Here is a 23,110-nt window from a genome sequence, read left to right as displayed (position 1 = left end):
GTGAATCAGCTCTTGCTGCTGTCGTGCGCGGGCTTGCCGACCTGCACGCTCACGTCGCTGCCCTTGATCTTCGCCTGCACGGCCTTGATGGCCTTGTCGAGCCGCGCGCCGTAGTCGGCATCGGCCTGGCGGAAGTAGCTCACCGAGCGGTCGATGATGTCCTGCCGCGTGACCGCGCCAAGGCCACCGGCGATGCTTTGCACCAGGCGCTCTTTCGCCGCTTCGTCCATCAGACGGTACAGGTCGCCGGCCTGCACGAAGTCGGTGTCGGCCTCGTGCTTCTGCCATTGGTGGCTGCCGGTCCAGCCGTGGATTTCGAGTGGCGCGTACAACGGCTCGTTGGTCTGCTTGGGCGCGTCGCTGAAGCTGTTGGGTTCGTAGTTCGGGCCGCGGCCGCCGTTGCCATCGCCGCGCATCGCGCCGTCGCGGCCGTAGTTCTGCGCGGTAGTGGCGTGCGGGCGGTTCACCGGCAGTTGCGTGTGGTTGATGCCCAGGCGATAGCGCTGCGTGTCGCCGTAGCTGAAGAGGCGCCCCTGCAGCATCTTGTCGGGCGAAGGGCCGATGCCGGGCACGAAGTTGGCCGGGTTGAAGGCGGCCTGCTCGATCTCGGCGAAGTAGTTGTCTGGGTTGCGGTTGAGCGTCAGCACGCCGATGTCGATCTTCGGGTAGTCCTTGTGCGACCACACCTTGGTCAGGTCGAAGGGATTGAAGCGGTAGGTCTGCGCTTCGGCCACCGGCATCACCTGCACCTGCACCTTCCAGGTCGGGAACTCGCCACGCTCGATGGAATGCAGCAGGTCGAGGTGGTGGTGGTTCGGGTTTTCGCCGCCCACGCGCTGCGCCTCTTCGGCCACGAAGGTCTCGATGCCCTGGTTGGTCTTGAAGTGGTACTTGACCCAGAAGGCCTCGCCCTTGGCATTCACCCACTGGAAGGTGTGCGAGCCGAAGCCGTCCATGTGGCGGTAGCTCTTCGGAATGCCGCGGTCACCGAAGAGCCAGGTGAACTGGTGCGTGGCCTCGGGCGAATGCGAGAAGAAGTCCCAGGCGTTGTTGGGCTCCTGCACGTGGCTGTAGGGGTCGCGTTTTTGCGAGTGGATGAAGTCGGGAAATTTCAGCGGGTCGCGGATGAAGAAGATCGGCGTGTTGTTGCCGACGAGGTCGTAGTTGCCGTCTTCGGTATAGAACTTGAGCGCAAAGCCGCGTGGGTCGCGCACGGTGTCGGCCGAGCCGAGCTCGAGCGCCACGGTCGAGAAACGGGCCAGCACTTCGGTCTTCTTGCCGACCTGGCCGAGGAATCTGGCCTTGGTCCATTTCGACACGTCGGCCGTGAGCTCGAAGGTGCCGAAGGCGCCCGAACCGCGGGCATGCACCACGCGTTCCGGAATGCGCTCGCGGTCGAAGCGCGCGAGTTTCTCGATGAGGTTGTGGTCCTGCATCAGCACCGGACCGTTGACGCCGGCCGTCTGCGACTGCTGGTTGTTCTCGACGGGCGCGCCGTTTTCGGTGGTGAGCTTGCGGGTGTCTGTCATGGATGCTGTCCTCTGATGAAGTTGTCGGGCGTCATCGATTTTGTCAATGAACATGCCGACATGGCATCAGATTCAGCTATCGCATTGATAGACCTGCGGCCGCGACAGGCGGGCCGGGTGGCCTAGCCCTGCTTCAGACGATCAGCGCGATCGTGGCTTCGAGGTGTTCGGACGGCGCGCGACGGAAACCCGAGCGCGCAAAGCGCTGCAGCTGCCCGACCACGAAGGCCGTGAGCACCGCGGCGCGCACCTGCGCATCGACCGACGGCGTGGCCGAGCCGTCGGCGGCAGCGGCCCCGCGCAGCACCTGGCGCAGCGTGGCTTCGATCTTGTCGAAGAACTGGTTCATGCGCTGCTGCAGGCGTTCGTTTTCGTACACGAGCGCATCGCCGACCATGACGCGCGTCATGCCCGGGTTGCGCTCGGCGAACTGAACCAGCAAGGTGAGGATCTTGGCGGCCTGCTGGGCGCCGGTGGCGCCTTCGCGCTCAAGGATCTGGTTGACCAGCGTGAAGACGCTCTGCTCGATGAAATCGATCAGGCCCTCGAACATCTGGGCCTTGCTGGCGAAGTGGCGGTAAAGCGCGGCCTCGCTCACTTCGAGCCGCGCCGCCAGGGCCGCAGTGGTGACCCGCTCGGCGCCGGGTTGCTCGAGCATGGCGGCCAGCGCCTGCAGGATCTGCACGCGCCGCTCGCCCGGCTTCGGACGCTTGCGCGTCGGGGTGCTGGGCGTTTCCGCCTGGGTGTCTACGCCGGGAGCCGCTGTCTCTTCGTTCTGCATGGGAGCGCGTGCAAAGATGTAATCAATTGATTCTCGCACAGCGCAGTAAGCACGCGCCTCGCGGCTCAGCGGGCGCGGATCATCGTGCCGTAAGCCTGGTCTGTCAGGATCTCGAGCAGCATCGCGTGCGGCACCCGGCCGTCGATGATGTGCACCGCGTTGACGCCGCTCTTGGCGGCATCGAGCGCGCCTTCGATCTTGGGCAGCATGCCGCCCGAGATCGTGCCGTCGGCGAACAGGTCGTCGATTTCGCGCGCGCTCAGGTTGGTGAGCAGGTTGCCGTTCTTGTCGAGCACGCCGGGCGTGTTGGTCAGCAGCATGAGCTTCTCGGCCTTGAGCACGGTGGCGAGCTTGCCGGCGACGACGTCGGCGTTGATGTTGTAGCTCTCGTTGTCCTCGCCGAAGCCGATCGGGCTGACCACGGGGATGAAGGCGTCGTCCTGCAGCGCCTTGACCACGCTGGGGTCGATGGAAACGATGTCGCCCACCTGCCCCACGTCGTGCTGCACGTTGGGGTCTGTGCGGTCGGCCAGCTTGAGCTTCTGCGCGCGGATCAGGCCGCCGTCGCGTCCGGTCAGGCCCACGGCCTTGCCGCCGGCCTGGTTGATCAGGCCCACGATGTCCTGCTGCACCTCGCCGGCCAGCACCCATTCGACGACTTCCATGGTCTCGGCGTCGGTCACGCGCATGCCCTGGATGAAGCTGCCCTTCTTGCCCAGCTTGTTGAGCGCCGCCTCGATCTGCGGGCCGCCGCCGTGCACCACCACCGGGTTCATGCCGACCAGCTTGAGCAGCACCACGTCTTCGGCGAAGTCGGCCTGCAGGGCCGGGTCGGTCATGGCGTTGCCGCCGTACTTGATGACGATGGTCTTGCCGTGGAACTTGCGGATGTACGGCAGCGCCTGGGCCAGGATCTCGGCCTTGTCGCGCGGGGGGATGTTGAGGACGGGGTCGGTCATGGGCGGTCAGGCTCCAAAGCGGTGGACGAAAGGAGGGGAAATTCTCGCAAAGATGCGGTCACGGCCGCAGCCAGCGCGGTACCTTGAAGCGCACGATCATGAGGTACGCCCCCACATAGGTCGTGACGAACAACAGGCAGAAGAACATCAGCACCAGGGTGTTGTTCCAGAACAGCACGGCCGGCACGACCGACAGGGCGGCGAACATCCAGAGGTAGGGCGAGGTGCGGTTGTTGCGGGCGAGCAGCTGGCGCGCCTCGTCGTCCGCGAAGGCCACGCGCACGATGCGGCGGAAGATCAGCTGGTGGAAATGCAGCGCATCGGCCGTGCCGGGCGACTGGCCGCGCGCCAGCTTGCGGTAGATGGAAAACAGCGTCTCCCACACCGGGTAGATCAGCAGCAGCATCGGGAACCACGGCGAGACCACGCGGTGCCGCTGCACCAGCGTCACGCAGGCCACGGCGATCACCATGCCCCAGACGTAAGCCCCGCCGTCGCCGGCAAAGATCTTGCCGCGCGGGTAGTTCCAGACCAGGAAGCCGAAGGTGGCGCCCACCAGGCAGACCACCATGGCCGCCAGTTGCCGGTCGCCCACCTGCAGCGCCACGTGAGAGATCGCCAGGCAGACCAGCACGGCGACGGTGCCGGCCAAGCCGTTGTAGCCGTCGATGATGTTGAAGGCATGCGGCAGGCCACCGATGGCCAGCGCCGCGAACAGCACGGTGGCGTACGGCACCATCGCCAGCCAGCCGTCGACCGTCTCGAAGCCGGTGCGCGCAACGCCCAGCCCCAGCAGCCAGCACACCAGCAGCGCCGAGCCGATGGTCAGGCCGAGCCGATAGCGCACCTTCACGCGCTGCGTCACGTCTTCGAGGATGCCGCCCAGCACCGCCGGTGCAATGCACAGCAGGGTGAGCATCGAGGTCTGGACCGGCCACGACACGTTGAACGGGTCGGTGCCCGTGATGCCGGCCGCCAGCCACGCAACGCCCATGCCCAGCAGGATGCCCGCACCGCCCAGGCGCGGCACATGGCCCTTGTGGAAGCGTTGGGGCATGTCGGTGCCATAGCGTCGCGCATGCCTGCGCGCGCGGCGCATGAACAGCTGAACCGCAAAGGCGGCGACGAAGAAACTGATGACGATCAGAGCAATCATGTATGGGGGTTCGGGAACCCTAGAATTCCCGAGCGAAATTAGACCATGCCCACGCCCCCCTCCCCCCGCCCCCCGATCACCATTTCAATCGTGAGCCATGGCCAGCTTGCGCTGGTGCAGCCGCTGCTCGCGCAGCTGGACCGCCACAGCCGTGCGTCGATCGCCAAGGTCGTGCTCACGTTGAACATTCCGGAGCCCGATGTGCTCGCGGGCCAGGCCTGGGGTTTCGAGGTCGAGCGGATCGAGAACCCGAGCCCCAAGGGCTTTGGCGCCAATCACAACCAGGCTTTCGAGCGCTGCGGTTCGCCGTGGTTCCTGGTGCTGAACCCCGACATCCGCTTCGACAGCGACGTGCTGTCGCCCCTGCTGGCCCAGGCCACGCCGGACGCCGGCCTGCTGACGCCGCGCATCCTGGAGCCCGGCAAGACCGCGCCGGAGCCGCATCGGGCGCTGCTCACCCCCTTCGAGATCGTCGGCCGCAAGAAGCCGGGCTACGTGCGGCCCCAGGTGCCGGCGTGGATTCCGGGCCTGTTCATGCTGTTCCGCAGCGAGGCCTACCGCCAGGTCGGCGGCTTCGACGAACGCTTCTTCATGTACGGCGAAGACTTCGACATCTGCGCCCGCACCCGGCTCGCGGGCTGGCAGCTGCAGGTCGGCGAAGACCTGCTCGCCCGGCACGATGCGCAGCGCGAAAGCCATCGCAGCAAGAAATATCTGTACTGGCATGTGACCAGCCTGCTGAAGGTGTGGCTGTCGGGGTCGTTCTGGCGTTACTGGCTCCAACAACAACGATGACCACCACCGCGAGCAGCCCGACGCTCCCTCACGAGCCCGCCCACCTTCTCCACCCGAAATACCGCCCGGACATCGACGGCCTGCGCGCCATGGCGGTGCTGTCGGTCCTCGGGTATCACGCGTTCCCGGAATGGATGCCGGGCGGCTTCACCGGCGTCGACATCTTCTTCGTCATCTCGGGCTTCCTGATCACGACGATCATCCTAGGCAGCTTCGAGGGCGAGGGCTTCAGCTACCGCGAGTTCTATGCCCGGCGCGTGAAGCGGATCTTTCCGGCGCTGGCGCTGGTGCTGCTGGCGAGCTTCGCCTTCGGCTGGTACACCCTGCTGCCGCACGAATGGGAGCAGCTCGGCAAGCACGTGGCGGCTGGCGCGGGCTTTGTCTCGAACTTCGCCTTCTGGAGGGAGGCCGGCTACTTCGACAATGCGGCCGAAACCAAGCCGCTGCTGCACCTGTGGTCGCTGGCCATCGAGGAGCAGTTCTACATCTTCTGGCCCCTGCTGCTGGGCCTGGCCTGGAAGCGCAAATGGCGCGTGCTCGCGGTGCTGGGTGCGGTGGCGGCGGCTTCGTTCCTGGTCAACGTCACGACCATCCACGCCCACCGCACGGCCGCGTTCTATTCGCCGCTGTCGCGCTTCTGGGAGCTGATGATCGGCGGCATGCTCGCGTACATGCGGCTGCACCGGCCGCCGCCGATGCCCGGCTGGCGCTGGCATGCGCAGTCGGTCGCAGGGCTGGCGCTGATCGTCCTGGGCCTGTGCCTCATCCGCGGCGGCAAGGCCTTTCCGGGGTGGTGGGCGCTCCTGCCGACGCTGGGCGCGTTCTTCTGTATCGCGGCGGGTCCGGCCGGTGTGCTGAACCGCACCGTGCTGGCCTCGCGCCCCATGGTGTGGGTCGGCTTAATCAGCTACCCGCTGTACCTCTGGCACTGGCCCTTGCTGGCCTACGCCCGCATTCTGGAGGGGCAGACGCCTTCCGACACCACTCGCCTGTTGGCACTGCTCGCCTCCTTCCTGCTCGCGTGGCTGACCTACCGCTTCGTGGAGCGCCGCACGCGCAGGAGCGAAAACCCGGCCGTCACGTCGGCGCTCGTGGTGGTGATGGTGGGCTTCGTGCTGCTGGGCCTGCTCGCGGCCAGCCGGTACTACGTGGGCCGGCACAGCGACCCCTACTTCAACAAGATCACCGCGGCATCGCGCGACTGGACCTATCCCGACGGGCTGAACCCGATCGAGGTCGGCGGCGAGGGGCTGTTCCAGATCGGGCAAGGCCAGCGCAAGGTGCTGCTCTTCGGCGACAGCCACATCGAGCAGTACGGCCCGCGCGCCGTGGAGCTGGCAAGGCGCGCACCCGACACGCTCGACGCGCTGTCCTTCGCGACCTGGGGCGGCTGCCCGCCGATTCCCAACGTGTACGACGAGAAACCCAACCTCTGCGCGGAACGCCGCGAAGGCGCCATGCGGATCGCCGTCAGCGACAAGGTCGATGCCGTGGTCTTCGGCGCCTGCTGGAACTGCTACTTCGCCCATCCCCCGAAGTCCGACCCCGGCGACGGCGTGGAAGACAGCTACTACTACTTCGACGGAAAGACCAAGACTCCCCTGAAAGACGCCATGGGTGTCGACCTGTCGCTGCGGATGCTCGAGGTCGTGATGACGACGCTGGCCAAGCAGAAGCCGGTCTACCTGGTGCTGGACAACCCGATCGGCAACGACTTCGGCCCCGAGAAGCTGGTCAAGGGCGGGCGCCTGGGCGACATGAGCGTGCGGCGCATGTCACCCACCGCGCCCTGGCCTCCCGAGCAGAAGGCGCTGCACGAGCGCATGCGCCAGATGGCCATTCGCGCCGGCGCCACGGTCATCGACCCGATCCCGACGCTGTGCAAGAACGACCAGTGCACGCGCGCAGACGCCGACGGAACACCGATCTACAAGGACGCGGGCCACCTGCGCTCGGAATACGTCCGCCAGCTCGCCACCTTCATCGATCCGGCGCTGACAGGGGGCGCGCAACAACAGCAACCGCCCTCACAGCCCTCGCGCTAGCTAGCCGAGCAGCCGGCGCAGCGAGCGCACGCCCGGCAGGCGCGTGAGCGCGCCGATGGCACGGATCACCGCCGGCGGGCTGTGCTCGACCATGAAGATGGTGGCGCGCAACTCCAGCTTCTTGCGTCCGCCCACGGCAGGATTCGCATAGACGATGGCCGCGTACTCGGCGAGCACCTCGCTCATCTCGGCGCGGTTCGGGTCTTCGGCCTTCACCGCCTCGATCACGTGGTCCATGAAGTAGCGGCCGAAGCGCGGCATGAGGTAGTCGCGCAGAAAGTAGCGGTTGCGCCTCGGCTCGTCCGGGAACATGCCGACCAGCTTCTTGAAGTACTTGAAGCGGCTGCGGATCATGCGCATGTCGAACGAGGTGCTGCCCGTATGGATGCACCAGACCGTGACCACCTTGTCGATGAAGTGGTTCGTGTAGCCCTTGCGGAAGATGCGCAGGAACAGGTCGTCGTCCTCGAAGCCCATGAACTGGGTGTCGAAACCGCCGACCGCATCGAAGGCCTTGCGGCTCACCAGCGCGGCCGAAGGCAGCACGAAGATGTCGTGGCGCAGCATCTCGAAGATGCTCGTCTTGGGGTGGTGCGAGGTGTGGTCCTTCACCATCGCCGCGCGGATGATGTTGCCTTCGCCGTCGGCCTCGGCCAAGTCCGCATAGATGAAGCCGATGCGCGGCTCGTCGGCCGGAATGCCCTTGACCAGTATCTCGATGTGGTTCGGAAGATAGAAGTCGTCCTGGTCGAGAAAGCTGATGTATTCGCAGGTCGATGCGGCCACGCCCGCGTTGCGCGCCGAACCCTGGCCGCCGTTTTCCTTGTCGATGATGCGGAACGGAAAGCGCTGCGCCAGCGCGTCGAGCGCGGCCCGCTCCTCGGGCCGCGAACCGTCGTTCACCACGATCACTTCGGTGGCCGGCACCGACTGCGCGAACACGCTGCCGACCGACCGCTCGATGAAGTGCGCGCCGTTGTAGAACGGAATCACGACGACGACGGTGGGTGCCTGGGGTGTGGAAGTCTGCAAGGTGTCACTCACGGTCGGTTGCGGCATTGAAGAAGCCAAGTCGCTCATACGGATTCGAACAGGTCGCGCACCACGCCGCGCACGCCGCGGCCGAACTTGTCGTAGCGCCCGGTCATGGCCTCGCGCAGCACCGGCATGCAGCGCGCGATGCGCGACGCGGGCAGCCGCGCACGAAAATTCTGGTGCTCGAGCTTGCCGCGCACTTTGTCGACCGTGGCGGGGTCCACTGCGGCACCGAGCCTTTCGAGCTGGGCGAGCAGCAGCTCGGCCTTGTAGGCACGCTCGACGTGCGTGTTGCCGCGCGAGGCCAGCGCCTTGCGCACCTTGCCCATGAAGCTGTCGCGTCGCGCGCCGATCTGGTTGGACTCGTGCTGGCGATAGTCGATGAGCGAGTCTTCGACGGTGTCGACGCGCCCCACCGCCGACGCGACGATTGCGAGCCACTCGTCATGCACCCACTCGACCGGAAACGGCAGCGCGGACTCGAGCAGCGTGCGGCGAAACACTGTGGTCGCGCCGGTCACGACATTGCGGCGCAGCAGCACGTCGAAGGCCTGCCCGCCGTGCATGCGTTGCAGCTCGTGCGGCGTGACCTCGATCGCGTGGAACAGCGTGCCGCCAAGCGCCGCACCCTGTGCATCGACCAGCCGGGCATCGGAGTGCAGCAGCAGCAGATCGGGGCGGCGGTCGAACTCGGCCACCAGACGTTCGAGGCGGTCGGGATACCAGACGTCGTCCTGGTCGGACAGTGCGATCAGCGTGCCCGTGCAGGCGCGCACGGCCTGCTCGAAGTTCTTGACCACGCGCAGCGCCACCGGGTTGGCCAGCACGCGCAGTTGCACATGCAGGCCCGGCTTCTCGCGCATGCACTCGTCGACTGCGGCGCGCGCCACGGCCACGCCATCGTCGCGCGAGGCATCGTCGGACAGCACGATCTCCATCGGCGGGCGTGTCTGCAGGCAGATGCTGCGCACCTGCTCGCGCACGAAGCGCTCGCCGTTGTAGGTGCACAGCGCGACGGAAACGGTGGTGTCGCTCATGCGGATGTCGTCGTCGATGGCAGCCGTGCCGCGCGCGGCGGCCAGGCGTAGCTGAAGTCCTCGATCTCGAGGCTCAGGTTGGGGTTGTAGGCCGGGTCGTTGAACAGCAGGTCGCCCCAGCGGTTCTTCATGTAGCGCTCTTCGCCGAGGAAGCGTTCGATCTGCGCTTCGGACAGGTCCGAAGGCCGCGTGGCGGACTCGTGGTGGAACAGCTCGGCATACGGTGTCCAGACATTGCGATAGCCGGCTTCGCGCAGGCGCAGGCAGAAGTCGACGTCGTTGTAGGCCACCTTCAGGTGCACCTCGTCGAGCCCGCCCACCTGCTCGTAGAGCGCGCGGCGCACGACCAGGCAGGCTGCGGTGACGGCCGAGAAGCCCTGCATGAGTGCCGCGCGGCCGAAGTAGCCGGGGTCGTCGCGCCCCAGCCGGCGGTGCGCATGGTCGGCCACGCCACCGCGATAGCCCAGCACCACGCCGGCGTGCTGCAGCGTCATCTCGGGGTACCAGAGCCGCGCGCCCGCGGCGCCCACGCCGGGCTGCAGCGCGATGCTGACCAGCTCGCCCAGCCAGTCGGGCGAGATCACTTCGATGTCGTTGTTGATCAGCCCGAAGACATCGCCCTTGGCGATGGCCGCGGCGCCGTTGTTCAGCGCGGAGTAGTTGAAGGGGCTGTCGTCGCGCAGCACCCGCACGCCGGACCGCGCCGCGATTTCTTCAAAGTACCGCAGCGCCTCCGGATCGTCGGAGCCGTTGTCCACGAGGATGATCTCGTAGCGGGGATACAGCGTCTTCTCGAGGATGCTCTCGATGCACTGGCGCACGAGCTTCAAACCGTTGCGAGTGGGGATGAAGAGCGAGACGAGCGGCAGCTCCGAAGGCAAGGCGTAGCGCACGCGGAAACCATGCGCCCCGCGCTCCGCCGTGGCGGCGATGCCGCTGCGCGCCAGGTGCGCCTGCAGCGCGCGCTCGCCGCCTTCGGGCGCGTACTCGGCGGGGTCCATCGCATGGACGTTGTCGGCCGACGCCACATGGCGGTGGTACAGCACCTTGGGGATGTGCACGATGCGCTCGGGCGCCAACTGCTCGGCGCATCGCAGCGCGAGGTCGTAGGACGCCGCTTCTTCGCCGAAGCTGGCGTCGAGGCCGCCGAGTTCGCCCACCAGGCTGGCGGAGAAGAACGCGAGCCTCGACACATAGTCTTGCGACCTCAGCAGGTCGATGTTCCAGTCGGGCTTGAAATATGGCGCTGAGCGCTGGCCGTCATCGGCGATGCGGTCTTCGTCGGTGTAGATCAGCGCCACATCGGGATTGCGCACCGCGGCTTCAGCGGCGCGCCACAAGGCATCGGGAGCCAGCGCATCGCGGGCGTCGCAGAAGGCCAGCCAATCGGCTGAAGCGCCGACCGGCGATTGCAGTTCCGCCACATCGATCCGGCCGTCGACGCTCGCCTGACTGTCCAGCCATGCGCGTGCCTGCGTCGAGAGCGACGCAGGCACAACCAGCGTCAATCGCCAGTGCGGATAGACCTGCCCGCGCACGGAAGCGACGGCACGCTCCAATGCCTGAAGCGACGAGTCCGCCGCGGTCATCGTCAGGGCGAAGGCCGGCTTGCGCGGCCACCGGCTTGCCTGCGCCTCCAGGTCCTGGCGTGCCTGCGGCGTCAGTGGCGACTCATGGCGCTTGAGCCACTCGCGGTACTGAAACCGGTCGGGACGCGAGGCGTCTGCCATCAACGGCGGGCCATCGCCACGCAGCAGCACGCGCACCGAGCGCGCAACGCCGCGCACCCCCGATTGCCGGAAGATCTGCATGGCGCGCCGAGCCGCGCCACCGAGGCCGCCGCCCTTGTAGACGGCATTGGGAATGAAGGCCAGCGCCCGCCAGAGGCGGCTGCGCGGAGGGGGTGTGGAAGCGTTCATGGTCGCGCGCCCGTCGCGGCGCCGTCCGCCGGCGCCTGCCTTGGCGGCCACGCGAGGCGAAAGTCTTCGGTATCGAGATCCAGATGAGGGCTGTAGGCGGGGTCGTTGCCGATCACGGCGGCCCAGCGGGTCTTCATGTAGCCCTCTTCGCGCGCAGCGCGCTCCCGCTGTGCGGGGTCGAGGTCGCGAGGGCGCGTGGCCGACTCGTGGTGGTAAAGCTCGGCATAGGGGGTCCAGACGTTGCGATAGCCGGCTTCACGCAGCCGCAGGCAGAAATCGACGTCGTTGTACGAGATCTTGAGGTTGACGGCATCGAGGCCACCGACCTCCTCATAGACAGACTTGCGCACCACGAGACAAGCGGCCGTCACCGCGCTGAAGCTTTGCGTGAGCTGGGCACGATTGAAGTAGCCACCGTCGGTGCGCGCCAGGTGCTTGTGGGCGTGGCCCGCAATGCCGCCGATGCCCAGCAGCACGCCCGCGTGCTGGACCGTGTCGTCGGGGTACAGCAGCTTCGCGCCGACCGCGCCAACGCCCGGCTGCAGGGCGATGGACACCATCTCCTCGAGCCAGTCGCCGGAGATGACTTCGATGTCGTTGTTGATCAGCGCGACGATCTCGCCGCTGGCCTGCGCCACCGCCGTGTTGTTGAGCGCTGCGTAGTTGAACTCGCCGTCGTCGCGAATCACCTTGAAGCCCTGCAGGCCGCGCAGTTCGTCGAAGTAGCGCAGGGCCTGCGGATCGGAGGAGCCGTTGTCGACCAGCACGATCTCGTAGTCGGGATAGGTCGATCGCGTGACGATGCTTTCGATGCACTGCCGCACGAGATCGAGTGCATCGCGCGTCGGAATGATCAGCGAGACCCGGGGCCAACACGCGGGCGCGGACAGGCGCGTGCGATAGCCGTAAGGCGTGCTCTCGCTGCGGGCCGCGACGCCGGTGCGCTCGAAGTGCTCGTTCAGCGCCTGTTCGCCCGCGATCTCGGCATAGGGCTTGGCCCCGGCGGACTGCGCCGTGCTCTCGGCGTGTGCGCGCCAGTGATAAAGCACATGCGGGATGTGCCGGATCTGCTGCGGCGCGATGCGCTCGATACAGCGTAGGGCGAGGTCGTAATCCTGTGCGCCCTCGAAGCCCTTGCGAAAGCCGCCGACTTCGAGCACCAGTGCGCGCTGATACGCCCCCAGGTGCGAGTACATGTTCTGGGACAGGAAGAGATCGACGTTCCAGTCGGGCTTGAAGTATGGGTTGTAGCGCCGGCCAGTGGCGTCGATCTTGTCTTCGTCCGAATAGATCATCCGAGCATCGGCATGCGTGCGTAGCTCATGCGCGACGCGAAGCAGCGCGTCGGGGGTCAGGAGGTCGTCGTGGTCCATCAGGACGACCCACTCGCCACCGGCCAGCGCGAGTGCGCTGTTGGACGCCTCGGAGATGTGGCCATTGACCGGCCGGCGAACCCAGCGGATGCGGGCGTCTTCGCGCGCACAGGCGTCGAGGATTTCGGTCACCTGGGGATCGGTCGAGGCATCGTCCGCAATGCAGAGTTCCCAGTGGGCATAGGTCTGCGCACGCACCGAGGCGATGGCCTCGCGCAACCAGGCCGGGCGTGGGTTGTAGGTAGGCATGAGGATCGAGATCAGCGGCGGCGCCTGCCAGCGCGAAGCCTCTTCGGCCAAGACGCCCAAGGCTCCCGCGTCCTGCGCGGCGGACTGCGCGATCCATTCGATGTAGTTGCCCCCCGCAATGCCCGCGGCGGCCGGCTGCGCGCCGCGCAACCGCTGCACAGCCCGGCTGGCCCAGCGCACCGGGGCCGTCAGACGCCAGCTGGTCGAACGCTCCATGGCCTGCACCTGGTGCTCCAGTGCGCGCACGCGCGCCTGCAGCTGCGCCTTGGTCAGTTCGGCGGGGCGTGAGGAAGAAGGCCTTCTCCCTTGTTGTGCGACAGGCAGCGTGGGCCTCATAAAATAAGGTCGATCATCCCGAAAACTCGCGGTGAGGCCATGGCCGTGCGATAGAAAGGCCGTTGCGCGCAATGCGCGGCGCGTTGTACGAACGCTTGGTCACGGCTTGGCCCAAGAGGGGCCAGTAAAATTATCGCTCCATAAAGACAGGGTATAAAAAATGCGGGTGCTTTCAGTGGTGCTCTCGGGAGGCTCCGGTTCCAGGCTCTGGCCCGCCTCACGACAGGCTTTTCCCAAACCCTTCATGAAGCTCGGCGATTCGACGCTGCTTCAGCAGGCGATCGAACGCGGGCAGGCTTGTGGTACTGGCGATCTAATGATCGTGACCAACAAGGACCATCTGTTCCTGACGAAGGACGTATTGGCCCAAATGAGCGATCCACCAGAAACGACTTTTCTGCTGGAGCCCAAGGGCCGCAATACCGCCCCGGCCATCGCACTGGCCGCGCTTCAATGCGAACAGCAGTTCAGCGGCGACACTGTCATGCTTGTACTTTCAGCCGACCATCTCGTCCCGGATGTCGAGGCTTTCGTTGCCAGCGCGTCCGAGGCATTCCGCCTTGCACAGGAAGGCTCGCTGGTCGTCTTCGGCATCGGCCCCACCGCACCGGAAACCGGCTTCGGCTATATCGAGGTCGAACGCGTCTCGCGCCAAAGCCAGCGCGCCGTTCGCTTCGTCGAGAAGCCCGATCTGGCCACCGCTCAGGAGTATCTCGCCACCGGCCGTTACTATTGGAACAGCGGGATGTTCTGCTTCACGGCTGCGGCCATCCTTGCGGCCCTGGAGCGCCAGGCGCCAGAGGTGCTCCATGCCGCGCGCCATGCACTCGACAGCGCAAAGATAAGCGGAAACACGCTTGCCTTTGACCTGCACGCTTTCGGCCTGCAACCCGATATCAGCATCGACTATGCTGTGATGGAACGCGCTGACAACGTGCACGTCGTGCCCGCCAAATTCTCGTGGAGCGATGTGGGCTCTTGGCCCGCGGTTGCCAAAGCCCGACCTGCCGATGCCAGTGGCAACACGCTGCCCGACGATGTGGTCGCCGTCGACACCACGGGCACGCATGTACACGTAGAGAGTCATGGGCCGAAGGTCGTGGCAACGCTAGGTGTGCATGATCTCGTGATCGTCGATACTCCCGACGCACTATTAGTGGCGCACAAGGACAGCGCGCAACAAGTGAAAAAAGTGGTCGATGTCCTGAAGTCGCGCAAGCATGAGGCGATCAATCTTCCGGCCGTCGTCCACCGCCCGTGGGGTACCTATGCCTCCCTCAAGGAAGAAGAAGGCTACAAGGTCAAACGCATCACCGTTAAGCCTGGCGAAGCCCTGTCGCTGCAGTACCATCATCAACGCGCCGAGCACTGGGTCGTTGTTCAAGGCAGGGGGATCGTGCAGATTGGAGAGGTCGAGCACGAGACGCTACCGGGCCAATATCGATACATCCCCCTCAGGGAAAAGCACCGCCTGACGAACACCGGCACCGAAGAACTGGTGCTGATCGAAGTTCAGTGCGGCGCCTATCTGGGAGAAGACGACATCGTCCGCCTTGCGGACACCTACGGACGAGCATGAGTAAAGCACAATCGAATCTCCATCGAAGCGCATTGGCAGACTGGTGGGAAGGCACGCGCAGAACAGATATCTGGTGGACACTGGCGTGGTTCGATATCGTCTTGCGCTACCGCCGCTCCATGCTGGGCCCACTGTGGCTCACTCTAAGCATGGGCGCGATGATCGGCGGCATGGGCCCGCTCTACAGTTCGCTGTTTGGCACTGAACTTTCCCAATTCTTTCCTTATCTGGCATTGGGCATCATTTTCTGGGGCTTCTTCTCCAGCATGGTGGCCGATTCGTGCAATGCATTCATCAACTCAGCCAACTACCTCAAGCAGGGCTACTTCCCGATTACCTTGTTTGTTTGGCGCAGCTTGGCACGCAATATCATCCAGTTTGGACATCAGATCGTGCTGTACGTGCCCGTGGCGTTATGGGCTGGCATCTCGCTGTCTTGGAGCTCACTGCTCTTCATTCCAGCCTTTCTCCTTTTGCTGATCAACGCACATGCACTGGGCGTGCTGCTGGGGCTTGTTTGCACGCGCTTCCGCGATGTCACACAGATCGTGACTAGCGTGATGCAAATGCTGATGTTCTTGACCCCCGTATTCTGGCAGCCGAGCAATCTGCCGAGCCGCGCGCAGTACATCCTCTGGAATCCCTTCGCACAAATGCTCGATCTGCTTCGCTCGCCACTGATGGGCGGTGCAGCCAGCCTGCATAGCTGGTTGGGTATTTTGGGCTGGACGGTGGCAAGCCTTGTTGTTTCAAGCTTGCTGTTCGTCAAATATCGACGCCGCGTCGTCTACTGGCTCTAATCGCACATGGCTCACATATCCCTCAAGAACGTATCCGTCAATTTCCCCATCTACGGAGCAGGCGCGAATTCGCTGAAGAAAACACTGGCAGCGTCCGTTACTGGCGGGCGTTTCGGCAAGGAAACTGGTGTGACAGTGGTTCAAGCTCTAAGCGACATCACCCTGGAACTCAAGAGCGGCGATAGGCTGGGTTTGGTCGGTCACAACGGCGCGGGTAAATCCACCTTGCTGCGAGCTCTGGCGGGTGTTTATGAGCCTTCGTCGGGCGAGTTTTCACGAACAGGAACAGTGTCCAGCTTGATTGATCCCTCTCTGGGCATCGAGGCCGATGCAACCGGCGTCGAAAACATCATGCTGCGCGGGCTGGTAATGGGCCTTAGCAAACGTGAAATTGATCGCATGACGCCTGAGATCTGTGAGTTCAGCGGGTTAGGCGAATACGTCAACATGCCGGTACGCACTTATTCGACCGGCATGATGATGCGTTTGGCATTTTCGATCTCGACCAGCATTCAAGCCGACATACTGCTGATGGACGAATGGCTTTCTGTTGGCGACGCCGCCTTCACAGAGAAAGCCGAGAAGCGCATGCGGGATGTGGTGTCCAAATCAGGTATTTTGGTGTTGGCTTCGCATTCGCCGGATTTGATCGCCAAGGAATGCAATCGAGTGATCCACATGGAGCACGGCCGCATCGTTGAGCAGTAATGCGGCAATCAGGGCGACGACACTTGTCGCCCCAACCTTATCTCCGCAAGACGATCGGCGAATCTCCGTCCTGCGGACTCAAGCGACAGATTACGCACTGCGCTCCGTTGCCCACGAATGCCGATCTCTCTTGCCCACTCGGGATTCTCATACAAGCGACGCATGTACTGCGCCGCTTGGTCAACAGAAGGCTCCGCCCACTCCTGATCGGCCCCATAGGGGGGAATCGATGTGCCTAACTTGACGCGCTCGAAAGATACCAGCAGGCTGTTTTCCGAGTTCATGAAATCCATGTTGCCAGAGAAGCCAGTGGCAATCACAGGCTTGCCCATCAACATGGCTTCAGCCATCGTCAGGCCCAAGCCTTCACTGCGATGCAGCGAAACATACGCATCGGATGCATTCATCAGTGACAAGACCTCGTCGGGACTAAACACTTGATCGATGATCGTGATTGGAGCCCCCACCGCGGCAGCGCGTAGCTCCTGTAGTTGCACCGGATGTCGATCACCAAAAGAGGTTTTCAGCACCAACGCAACCTTCTCATCCGCTGCAAATGCCAACTTGAACGCTCGAATCAGCCCCAAGGGGTTCTTACGCTCCATCACGCTCATCATGTGGAAAGTGAACAGAAAGGTGAAGCGATCGGAGGCCAGATTGAAATGAGCCCGCTCGCGAACCTCAAAGGGTGCAAGCTTCACTCCCGGAAAAAGCGTGCGAACCGGCACGGAGAGTCTCTGACGCAAGCCGTGCGCAATGAACTCCGTTGCCGTCCAGACTTCATCGATCTGCTCGGTATGAGCGCGCCAGGACTCCGGGATAGCATCGAATTCCCAATACCAGTAGGCGATCCGATAGGGGCGCGGCGCGCGCTGCGCAAGATCCGCCCTGGCATACACCTCCGCGAAAAACGGCTCGGGCTGGGCATGAATGATCGTGATATCGCCCTTCTCCATACCGTCGAAGCGAATATGGCAAGGGTCGTCCCTTGCGTCCGTTCTCACGTCACGCAGTGATGTAGCAATGCCGGTCAACTCGAGTGCCTCCGTCATCGCCTCTACGGAAACACGCAGTCCAGAGGGGTAGCAAAAATGCCCGATGATGTTCGTTCGTGGCCTAATCAATTCGGCCGCCACATTCGCGAAATCCAGTTCTGCACACCACTGCCGTGCCACAGGCGTCAGCCGCGCCAAAGGACTCGATGCTAGCCACTCAAGCATGGCCTTTGCAGCTGCAACACCGGACAACGCCCGAGGATGTGCCGCCCGCCAGGCCTCTCGCGTCCAATAGGCCAGCAGAATTTGCGAAGCAGGAGCATGCACCTCAGGCGCTGCGGTCGGGCTCGTCCATGCCCCATTAGCACCGAAGCTTTCGGCAAACCAGATCGAAAACCGATCCCACCCGAAGATTGTCAATGCGTCTGGGAAGCGCTGCTGCCAATCGGGAGTAAAAAGATACGCGCGCACCAGTTCGGCCTGAGGGTCTTCAGCAGCCTGCATGAACAGCCACCAGACCTCTTCGAGTTGCAAGCCCGCATCGCGCCGGCCATGCTGCATGAACCACGTGAACAGGCGGCGACGTCCGACAGGCGTCAGACCGTAAGGCAGGATGGCGCGGATTTGCTCACTGGTCAGGAAAGACTGCCTCGCACGGGCAGCGAAGTCCGAAGAAAACAGCACACGCAAAGATGACCGGGCCTCCTCTGGGAGACCCAATTCCTGTTGTGCCCCATCACTTTGAAGCCACTCTGCAAACCCGCCCTCTACGGGCGCGGACAGCGCGCGCGGAAACCGAGCGCGTAGATCTTGGCGATCGCGCAACAAGTCGATGCAAAAACGGGCCGCAGTTTGCAGGTCTTTGACCTGGCCTGCATCTTGGAGCGGCCAGTACAACCGGCTCCGCGATTGACCTGATGCCGCCAGCACATCACCAACACTGTACAGATCGAACTCGAACGGCGGCAGCGTCCCTCCATCTGTCCGAATGGCCCCCAAGCGCAAACGCTCCTGCTGAATCAGTGACGCCAATGCCCGTGCCTTTGCCTCCCGCGCAAGGCCCTCTCGAAACAGATGCAACCGCTCGGGCAAACGCCAGGGCGTCAGCAGCCAGTATGCAAGCTTAGAAAGCTTTCTCGCATTTCGGCGCAGGGAATCAAGCCCCACCATCATTGTCCATTTCTACTGAAAAACTGAGAGTCATCGTGTCGGGCTTGCCTACTAAGTTATGCATCATGCCAAGAATACGGCTTTCCACTTTGTAAAATGAGCTCCTCGCGATCGAGTACTAGCTTTGCAAGAAGGGAAAGCGGCCCCGCCGCAAGTCGGCCATGACTCACGACAACAAACCGGAAGCTTTCACTTCTTACGCGCAGAATTTCGAGGATGTCGTGCTATGGCGCGCGCTCAAGCACGTACCCCAAGGCCTCTATGTTGACATCGGCGCCGAGCATCCCGTGCTCGCCTCGGTCAGCAAAGCCTTCTACGAACGTGGCTGGCGTGGCATTCATGTTGAGCCGGCACCGTATTACGCGACCATGCTCCAACAGGATCGGCCTGGCGAGCAAATATTGCAGGTCGCGCTTTCAGATCACGAAGGCACCCTGGATTTGCATGTCATCGAAAACTTGGAGATCACCACTGCGGGGAGGGTCTTAGCCGATCCGCATCAGGAGGCGCTTCGACTGACGCACACCACCATCCAGGCGCCGATGCTGACAATGAAGACGGCATTGGCATCACTCGCGGGTCAGGAGGTGCATTGGTTGAAGATCAATGTGGATGGGCGGGAGGAGCAGGTGCTGCGAGGCTGGGACAGCCAGTTCCTGCGTCCTTGGATTATCGTGATCAGGACAACGGTTTCAATGCAGACCAAGCTCCACTACGAAGGCATCAATCGGCTCTTGCTCGATGCAAACTATGAATTTGTCTCCTTTGACGGCGTGAATCGATTCTACGTGGCCTCGGAACGCAGCGAGCTCACTCCAAGGCTACAAACGCCCCCCAACGTTTTTGATGGAGTGGAACTTAGCGGCTTGTCTGGCGCCAGGTACGCGGGGCCTGTCGAGCTTGTTCGATCGGAAATGCAGGCGACCGTTGATCAGCTCTCGGCACTCCACGTGCAATCTGAAGCGAAGGCAACACATGCCGAAATGCGGGCAACCGAGGCCGCGGCGCAGGTGGCCCAAGCCGACGCACGCACCAATCAGGCCGAGGCTCGAGCCAAGTTAGCCGAAGAGCGTGCGGTGCAACTGGAGCACCGCGCGACACAAGCAGAGGAGCATATTCACGCAACCGAGCACGCACCGATCCGCAGGCTGATGTCTGCGATCAGAAACGGGAGAGTGCTCAGTGGCATCAAGCGACGCAGCAAATCCGTTCTTCAGGTCGCTGCAACGGAGATTCGCCGTCACCCTCTGCTGAATCGAGGCGCCAGGCTCATCCTCGGGTGTGCTCCGCCGCTACGACGGCGCCTCGGCGCGGCACTTCACAGCACACGAATTGCCACCGATCTGTCGATCTTCGATGACTTGTCCCCTGACGCAGCCATTGTTGCTCGCCAGCTCCAGCAGAGCCAGCGCGGATTGGAAGCCATCTGATGCGGATAGTGATCGATCTTCAAGGTGCTCAATCCACTGGAAGTAGAACGCGCGGAATTGGACGCTACTCATCCTCCTTGGCCCGGGCCATGGCAATCCAGGCTCGCAACCACGAAGTGGTGCTTGCACTGAACGGATACTTTGCCGATACGGTCGACGAGATCAAGACCACATTCGACGGATTGGTGGATGCCGCGAATATTCGCGTTTGGCATCCGGCGCCCGGAGTGATCAGTGCAAATGGACAGCGCGCACAGGAAAAGCTCTACGAAGCATTCCTCTCGAGCCTCCGGCCTGATGTCGTGCACGTTACGAGCCTGTTCGAGGGACTGGGAGATGCGTCCATCACTAGCGTGGGCAATTTTGCGACCATGCCCACCGCCGTCACACTGTATGACCTGATCCCGCTGATTAACCCGCACCCCTATCTCGACAATGCGAATGTTCGCTCTTGGTACATGGGCAAGGTCGAGGCACTCCGACGAGCCAATATGTGGCTTGCTATCTCGGAATCCTCACGCCAGGAGGGCATTACTCAGCTGGGCCTCGAGGCTGACCGATGCATCAATATCTCCACAGCAGCCTACGATCACTTCAAGAAATCAGCCGTTGCTGAGGCGCGTCAACAAGAACTGCGCGAACGCTACGGCCTAAACAAGTCCTTCGTTATGTACACCGGTGGCATTGATCACCGGAAAAACCTCGAGGGGCTAATCGAGGCGTTTGCGCTACTCTCAGGCGACCTCCGGCGTCACCATCAACTAGCCATCGTGTGTTCTGCACGGGAGGAGGATCGGGATCGGCTCCTGCAGCTTGCACGGAATATGGGCCTGACCGATGGCGACGTGATAGTGACTGGGTTTGTTCCCGAGCCGGATTTGGTCGACCTTTACAACCTGTGCAAACTCTTTGTTTTTCCATCGTGGCACGAAGGATTTGGGTTACCCGCACTCGAAGCCATGCAGTGCGGTGCCGCCGTCATCGGCGCCAATACATCGAGCCTTCCTGAAGTCATCGGTCGCGACGATGCACTGTTCGATCCGCGCAACACGGCGTCCATCGCGACGAAAATCGCTCAAGCGCTGACGGATCAGGTGTTTCGGGAGGATTTGGCCAGACACGGCCAGAAGCAAGCTCAGAAATTCTCTTGGCAAGATTCGGCCCGCCGCGCCCTGGCTGGACTGGAAGTCCTGCATGCGTCAACCACACGACAGACTGCACCGCAGGCGCAGCGCCACCGACGCCACCGTCCAAGGCTGGCCTACGTGTCACCGTTGCCACCTGAACGTAGCGGCATCTCGGATTACAGCGCGGCACTTCTGCCCGAACTGTCTCGCTACTATGAGATCGACCTCATCGCAAAGCTACCAGCAGCCGAGTATGCATCGCTGAACGATACGTTTGCGGTCCGGAGTGTCGAGTGGTTCCAGCAAAACTCCAACGCATTCGATTGCGTGCTCTATCACTTCGGCAACTCGCATTTTCACGAGCACATGTTCGAACTGATTGCGAGTATTCCAGGGATTGTGGTGCTGCACGACTTCTTTCTGGGCAACATTCAGGCTTACCGCGAATTCGTGAGCAGACAGCCGAACAGGTGGACACAAGCACTTTATGTCTCGCACGGGTATCCCGCGGTCGCGGAATACTTCAAAGCAAAGAATGCCGAGGATGTAGTCTTCAAGTATCCGTGCAACTTCGATGTTCTGCGGCACGCGCAAGGAGTGATCGTCCATTCGCCCCACTCAATGCTTCTGGCAGAGAAGTGGATCGGGAGCGCTGCGGCGGCCGATTGGGCTCTGGTCCCTCTTCTTCGCGCCCTTCCGGCAGGCAACGATACGGATCGACGAACCAAAGCGCGCGCGGAGCTGGGATTGAGCGAATTCGACATTCTCGTGTGCTCTTTCGGCATGCTCAACGCCACCAAGCTCAACCATCGCCTTCTCCAAGCGTGGCTAGCCTCGTCCCTGGCCAACGATTCTCGATGCAGGCTGGTGTTTGTCGGAGACAACGAAAGGGGTGAGTACGGGGCTCGGCTCGAACAGGACATGACTGCGGCGCGAGGCCGCGTCAGCATCACAGGGTGGGCTGACAAGGAGGTTTTCCAACGCTACCTGAATGCTGCTGACATCGCTATTCAGCTTAGGGCTTTGTCGCGAGGTGAGACGTCAGCCGCTGTGCTTGACGCCATGAGCCACGGAACAGCAACCATCACGAATGCCAATGGATCCATGGCCTTCCTGCCTAGCGATGCCGTATGGCAGTTGCCCGATGATTTCACCAACGCACAACTGGTCGAAGCAATCGAAAGCCTGAGAGATTCACCTCTCATGCGACTTGAATTCGGAGCAAAGGCGCAAGATCTAATTCGGACCACACATTCGCCGGATCGCTGTGCACGCCAATATGCAGATGCCATGGCGACTTTCACGGCGAACGCTGCGCTCGGTCGCGACGGCCTGATCCGCTCGATCGGAAGAGGTAATCGCCTCAGCCTGCCGGAGTTTGCAGAAATGGCCCAAAGCATTGCTGCCACTCTACCCCTGCCCGCCCCGCGACGCCGGTTGTTCGTGGACGTCTCGAAACTCGTAGAAGGCGGCCCTCAAAGCGACACTCAGCATCTAGCTGTGTCCCTGCTGCAGGCGCTCTTCGACAGCCCGCCCAACGGATACCGCATCGAACCTGTCTATGCCGTACCCGGAAAAAGCGGCTACCGGTATGCGCGTAGATTCACTCTTCAGTTTCTGGATTGCCCGTCGAAGAATCTATCAGACGTATGGATCGATGCGCAGCCTGGCGATATTTTTGTAGGCTTGGCCCCCTCTCTCCAAGTCGCCCCGCTGCAGGGCGCCTTCTTTCGGCGATTGCGCCATCTGGGTGTACACGTCGAATTCGTGATCTACGACCTGACATCGGATTCGCGAGCTGTGGAAGGCCTGAGCGATGACCACACACGGTGGCTCCGAACAGTGATTCAGAACGACGGTGCCATCTGCATTTCGCAGGCTGTAGCAGACAAGCTAACCGAGTGGCTTGCCCAACACGCGAGTGCAGATGACGGCGCTAGATTCAAGATCCGCTCATTTGATCCGAACTCCAGACATCAATTCGAAGCAGCGCTCTTCGCTCCGGAGCCACAAGCTGATCGGACGCCCCCCTCCAAAGCTCAAACTAGGGCAAACCCCATCACATGACGCAAAATATGCAGTCTGCG

General features: G+C 62.9%; 16 protein-coding genes. 7 read left to right on the top strand and 9 right to left on the bottom strand.

What is annotated here, in order from left to right; translation table 11 throughout:
- Positions 1 to 5 precede the first annotated feature (5 nt).
- The 4 genes from BLQ28_RS22215 to BLQ28_RS22200 all read right to left on the bottom strand — a co-directional run bounded on the left by BLQ28_RS22215 (position 6) and on the right by BLQ28_RS22200 (position 4,425).
- Positions 6 to 1,529 (bottom strand): catalase, encoded by a 1,524-nt coding sequence (locus tag BLQ28_RS22215; protein ID WP_093244078.1) that lies wholly within the window; start codon positions 1,527 to 1,529, stop codon positions 6 to 8.
- 133 nt (positions 1,530 to 1,662) lie between these two features.
- Entirely contained in the window at positions 1,663 to 2,310 is a 648-nt protein-coding gene (slmA, locus tag BLQ28_RS22210; RefSeq protein ID WP_093244076.1) for a nucleoid occlusion factor SlmA, read from the bottom strand.
- A gap of 65 nt (positions 2,311 to 2,375) precedes the next feature.
- Entirely contained in the window at positions 2,376 to 3,269 is an 894-nt protein-coding gene (argB, locus tag BLQ28_RS22205; protein WP_093244075.1) for an acetylglutamate kinase, read from the bottom strand.
- Between the two features lie 58 nt (positions 3,270 to 3,327).
- The gene (locus tag BLQ28_RS22200; RefSeq protein ID WP_093244073.1) at positions 3,328 to 4,425 is read right to left on the bottom strand and encodes an MraY family glycosyltransferase; all 1,098 of its coding nucleotides are present in this window, start codon (positions 4,423 to 4,425) and stop codon (positions 3,328 to 3,330) included.
- Positions 4,426 to 4,470: 45 nt separating this feature from the next.
- Between BLQ28_RS22200 and BLQ28_RS22195 the strand changes: the two genes are divergently transcribed.
- Together BLQ28_RS22195 and BLQ28_RS22190 are read left to right on the top strand one after the other, a co-directional pair.
- On the top strand, positions 4,471 to 5,220 hold the full coding sequence (locus BLQ28_RS22195; RefSeq protein ID WP_093244072.1) for a glycosyltransferase family 2 protein: 750 nt from the start codon (positions 4,471 to 4,473) through the stop codon (positions 5,218 to 5,220).
- Complete coding sequence (locus BLQ28_RS22190; RefSeq protein WP_093244070.1) at positions 5,217 to 7,265, top strand: acyltransferase family protein; 2,049 nt, start codon at positions 5,217 to 5,219, stop codon at positions 7,263 to 7,265. Before BLQ28_RS22195 ends, BLQ28_RS22190 begins: the two co-directional genes overlap by 4 nt.
- Here BLQ28_RS22190 and BLQ28_RS22185 read toward each other — a convergent pair whose 3' ends face one another.
- Genes BLQ28_RS22185 through BLQ28_RS22170 form a run of 4 tightly spaced genes read right to left on the bottom strand, consistent with a single transcriptional unit; the run spans position 7,266 to position 13,214 of the window.
- The gene (locus BLQ28_RS22185; protein WP_256327416.1) at positions 7,266 to 8,297 is read right to left on the bottom strand and encodes a glycosyltransferase family 2 protein; all 1,032 of its coding nucleotides are present in this window, start codon (positions 8,295 to 8,297) and stop codon (positions 7,266 to 7,268) included.
- Positions 8,298 to 8,341: 44 nt separating this feature from the next.
- The gene (locus tag BLQ28_RS22180) at positions 8,342 to 9,337 is read right to left on the bottom strand and encodes a glycosyltransferase family 2 protein (protein WP_093244067.1); all 996 of its coding nucleotides are present in this window, start codon (positions 9,335 to 9,337) and stop codon (positions 8,342 to 8,344) included.
- Positions 9,334 to 11,256, bottom strand: a complete 1,923-nt coding sequence (locus BLQ28_RS22175; protein ID WP_093245505.1) for a glycosyltransferase family 2 protein — start codon at positions 11,254 to 11,256, stop codon at positions 9,334 to 9,336. The genes BLQ28_RS22180 and BLQ28_RS22175 overlap by 4 nt, the downstream gene beginning before the upstream one ends.
- A complete protein-coding gene (locus BLQ28_RS22170; RefSeq protein WP_256327415.1) occupies positions 11,253 to 13,214 on the bottom strand; it encodes a glycosyltransferase family 2 protein in 1,962 nt (653 codons plus the stop codon). Before BLQ28_RS22170 ends, BLQ28_RS22175 begins: the two co-directional genes overlap by 4 nt.
- Positions 13,215 to 13,374: 160 nt before the next feature.
- Here BLQ28_RS22170 and BLQ28_RS22165 point away from each other — a divergent pair, with 160 nt between their 5' ends.
- From BLQ28_RS22165 to BLQ28_RS22155, 3 genes are read left to right on the top strand one after another with little or no spacing between them, the layout of a single operon-like run.
- Entirely contained in the window at positions 13,375 to 14,793 is a 1,419-nt protein-coding gene (locus BLQ28_RS22165; RefSeq protein ID WP_093244066.1) for a mannose-1-phosphate guanylyltransferase/mannose-6-phosphate isomerase, read from the top strand.
- A complete protein-coding gene (locus BLQ28_RS22160) occupies positions 14,790 to 15,593 on the top strand; it encodes an ABC transporter permease (RefSeq protein ID WP_093244065.1) in 804 nt (267 codons plus the stop codon). Before BLQ28_RS22165 ends, BLQ28_RS22160 begins: the two co-directional genes overlap by 4 nt.
- Before the next feature lie 6 nt (positions 15,594 to 15,599).
- Positions 15,600 to 16,301: an ABC transporter ATP-binding protein gene (locus BLQ28_RS22155; RefSeq protein ID WP_093244063.1), complete on the top strand. Its 702-nt coding sequence runs from the start codon at positions 15,600 to 15,602 to the stop codon at positions 16,299 to 16,301.
- Positions 16,302 to 16,309: 8 nt separating this feature from the next.
- On the opposite strand, the gene BLQ28_RS22150 is transcribed toward BLQ28_RS22155, so the two are convergent.
- A complete protein-coding gene (locus BLQ28_RS22150) occupies positions 16,310 to 18,469 on the bottom strand; it encodes a glycosyltransferase family 4 protein (protein ID WP_176801196.1) in 2,160 nt (719 codons plus the stop codon).
- Positions 18,470 to 18,627: 158 nt separating this feature from the next.
- On the opposite strand from BLQ28_RS22150, the gene BLQ28_RS22145 reads away from it, so the two are divergent.
- Positions 18,628 to 19,896, top strand: a complete 1,269-nt coding sequence (locus tag BLQ28_RS22145) for an FkbM family methyltransferase (RefSeq protein ID WP_093244062.1) — start codon at positions 18,628 to 18,630, stop codon at positions 19,894 to 19,896.
- An 89-nt stretch (positions 19,897 to 19,985) separates the two neighbouring features.
- Positions 19,986 to 23,090 (top strand): glycosyltransferase, encoded by a 3,105-nt coding sequence (locus BLQ28_RS22140; RefSeq protein WP_256327414.1) that lies wholly within the window; start codon positions 19,986 to 19,988, stop codon positions 23,088 to 23,090.
- Positions 23,091 to 23,110 lie beyond the last annotated feature (20 nt).

Origin of the sequence: Variovorax sp. EL159 (assembly GCF_900100965.1) — a bacterium.
In the GTDB taxonomy this organism is placed as follows: domain Bacteria; phylum Pseudomonadota; class Gammaproteobacteria; order Burkholderiales; family Burkholderiaceae_C; genus Variovorax.
Note: the sequence above shows the minus strand (reverse complement) of the source record. Positions and strands in the feature narration are given on the sequence as shown.